This is a genomic window from Tahibacter caeni, assembly GCF_024609805.1.
Classification (GTDB): domain Bacteria; phylum Pseudomonadota; class Gammaproteobacteria; order Xanthomonadales; family Rhodanobacteraceae; genus Tahibacter; species Tahibacter caeni.
On sequence record NZ_JANFVR010000490.1, the window covers coordinates 1 to 2,528 of the forward strand.

2 protein-coding genes are annotated in these 2,528 nt (G+C 72.8%); both read right to left on the minus strand.

Features of this window, described 5'->3' with window-relative positions; genetic code table 11:
* Window positions 1–70 precede the first annotated feature (70 nt).
* The gene (locus tag NON22_RS23000) at window positions 71–1,678 is read right to left on the minus strand and encodes a hypothetical protein (RefSeq protein WP_257389319.1); all 1,608 of its coding nucleotides are present in this window, start codon (window positions 1,676–1,678) and stop codon (window positions 71–73) included.
* A 302-nt stretch (window positions 1,679–1,980) separates the two neighbouring features.
* Window positions 1,981–2,528 (minus strand): hypothetical protein (locus tag NON22_RS23005; RefSeq protein ID WP_257389320.1); only part of this gene is annotated, 548 nt, incomplete at its 5' end.

Here is a 2,528-nt window from a genome sequence, read left to right on the forward strand (position 1 = left end):
GCGCCCGCCGGGGCCGCCCCCGGGGATCGACGCGGTCCGGCGGCAGCGGCCGCCGGACCGCCGGCCGGCCTCAGCGCGGACCGTCGTAGCCGCCGGCGAAGATGCGTTCGAACTCGAACGCGCCGAGGTCGTAGGCGCCGAATTCGTTCGCGTTGCCGGGGCTTTCGAGGCCGCGCACGATGCCGTCGATGTCCGGGTCCTCGGTCGGCGCCGGGCCGGCGTCGCAGTAGTCGATCGCCGCGGTGCCGGCGCGCAGGCGATAGTCGCCGCGCGCGGCGTCGGCGAAGTCGATGGGCGCCACGTCGCTGCGCGTGAAGCCGGCGGGTATCTGGCCCGGGCTCATCAGCAGGCAGTCGCCGGCGTGCGTGACCACCGCGCCGTTCTGCGAGTAGAGCCGGGCGTGGCCGCTGACCAGGCTGGAATAGACCTCCACGCGCGTGGTCGGCTCGCCGCCGGCGCCGTCGGCGAAGATCGGCGACGGCGCCGAGGCGCCGGTCGTGTTGTCGGCGACCGTCGCGTAGCTCAGGCGCAGCTTGCCGCCGCTGGTGTGGATGGGCACGCAGGCGCCGTTGTCGCCGGTGCAGCGGTTGCGGGCGATCACGCTGCCGAGCAGGCGCAGTTCGCTCGCGGCGCCGCGCACCGAGGCGGCCGGGCTGTCGGCCGAGGTGTTGTCGCGGATCAGGCTGTGATTCAGCGAGGCGCTCGCGCCGGCCGCGAGCGCGATGCCGCCGCCGCGCGGCGCCGTATTGCCGGAAACGCGCAGGCACTGCTGCTCGACCGCGCACGGACGCTGCGGTCCCATGCTGTAACGCGTGAACTGCAGATAGCCGCCGTTCGTCGCGTACAGGCCGCCGCCTTCGATGCCGGCCGTGTTGTCGCGGACTATCGTCGTCTCGGCCAGCAGCTTGCCGAACGTGCCCGTCACGTAGATGCCGCCGCCGCGTTCGCTGGCCGCGTTGTTGCGGATCAGCAGGCCGTCGACCGGCGTGGCCGCTTCGTCCGGATTGCTGCCGACGCTGGCCAGGCCGCCGTCGACGTAGAGGCCGCCGCCGACCGCGGCGCCGTTGTCGTGGATGACGACGGCGTACGGGCGCAGGCGCACGGTGCCGGCCGAGGCGATGCCGCCGCCGTACAGCGCGCGATTCGCGTCGATCTCGACCTTGCGCTCGATGTCGACGATCGCGTTCGTGCCGGTCAGGCCGAGGCCGCCGCCGAAGATGCCGACGTTGTCGTGGATGCGCAGGTCCGCGAGCGCCGCGCGGGCGCGGCCGCCGACCACGATGCCGCCGAAATCGCCGACGTCGCCGCCGACTCCGCCGCCGCTGATGTCCAGGCCTTCCAGACGCGCGGCGATGCCGTTGGGGTCGTCGGTCCAGATGCTGATCACGGCCCAGGTGCCGGTGCCGGCCAGCGCGGTGCGGCCGCTCGGCGTCGCCGCGTCGCAGTTGGCGTAGCCGCCGCGCAAGCTCACTTCCGAATCGACCGACAGCAGCTGGTTGGCATAGCTCTGGTTGGACGCGATGCGGATCGTGTCGGCGCCCGGATTGGCGCGCGCCTGGGCCAGCGCCGTGGCGATGGATGCGGTGTCGCAGCCCGCGTCGGCGCCGACGCGGATGGTCAGCGCCTGGGCCGGCGCGGCGAGACAGAGCAGGGGCAGCAGAGTGAGGCAGCGTTTCACGCGGAGCTCCAGCGGTGGGATGTGCTCCGAGGACGGATCGCCGGGTGTCGCGCCGTCAGCGCGTTTGCGGCGCACTGCGCGCCCGGCGCGTGAGCGGTTTCGCAGTTTTCGCATCGACGCGGGAGGCCGCATGGTTCGATGGGCGTTTCCGCACGGCGCACGCCGCTACGGCGAAGGTTTCAGGCCTGCGCCGACGCAGGGTCGTTTCGGCGATGCGCGTCCGGACTTCGGTTCCATTGAAACCTGTGCGAGAAATTCAACGCAGGCTTGCGGCCGCCGGTCGCCGGCGGTTCCCCGCGGCCTCACGGCCGCAGTATCAACGTCACGAAACGCATCGCCGCGCCGGCCGGCGCGTCGCTGTAGTCGCGCACTTCGCGCTGCACGACGTAGCCGGCCTGCTGCGCGAGCGCCTGCAGCTGCGCCGGCGCGTACGGGCGTATGGTTTCGTCGGTGTGGAACTCCTCGCGCAGCGCGTCGTCCGCGTCGAGCACGCGATACCAGCGCTCGATGCGGTTGGTGCCGTCGGCGTTCGCGGTAATGCGCTTGCGGCGCTCGAGGAAGCCGTTCTCGTGCGGGCGGCGGTAGTCGAGGCGGAAGTCGGCGAAGCTCTCCACGGGCTGCGGCACGAACGCGTCGAGCACGACGCAGCCGTCGTCGCTCAGCAGGCCGCGCAGGCTGGTCAGCACTTCGGCCGCGACGGCCGCGTCGGTCAGGTAGGTGATCAGCGAATACGGCAGCAGTATCGTCGCGAAGCGGCCCGCGAGCGCCGGCGCGCGCAGGTCCATCTGCAGCACGCGTGCGTCGAGGCCGCGCGCGGCGGCGTCGCGGCGCAGGCGCCGCAGCATCGGCA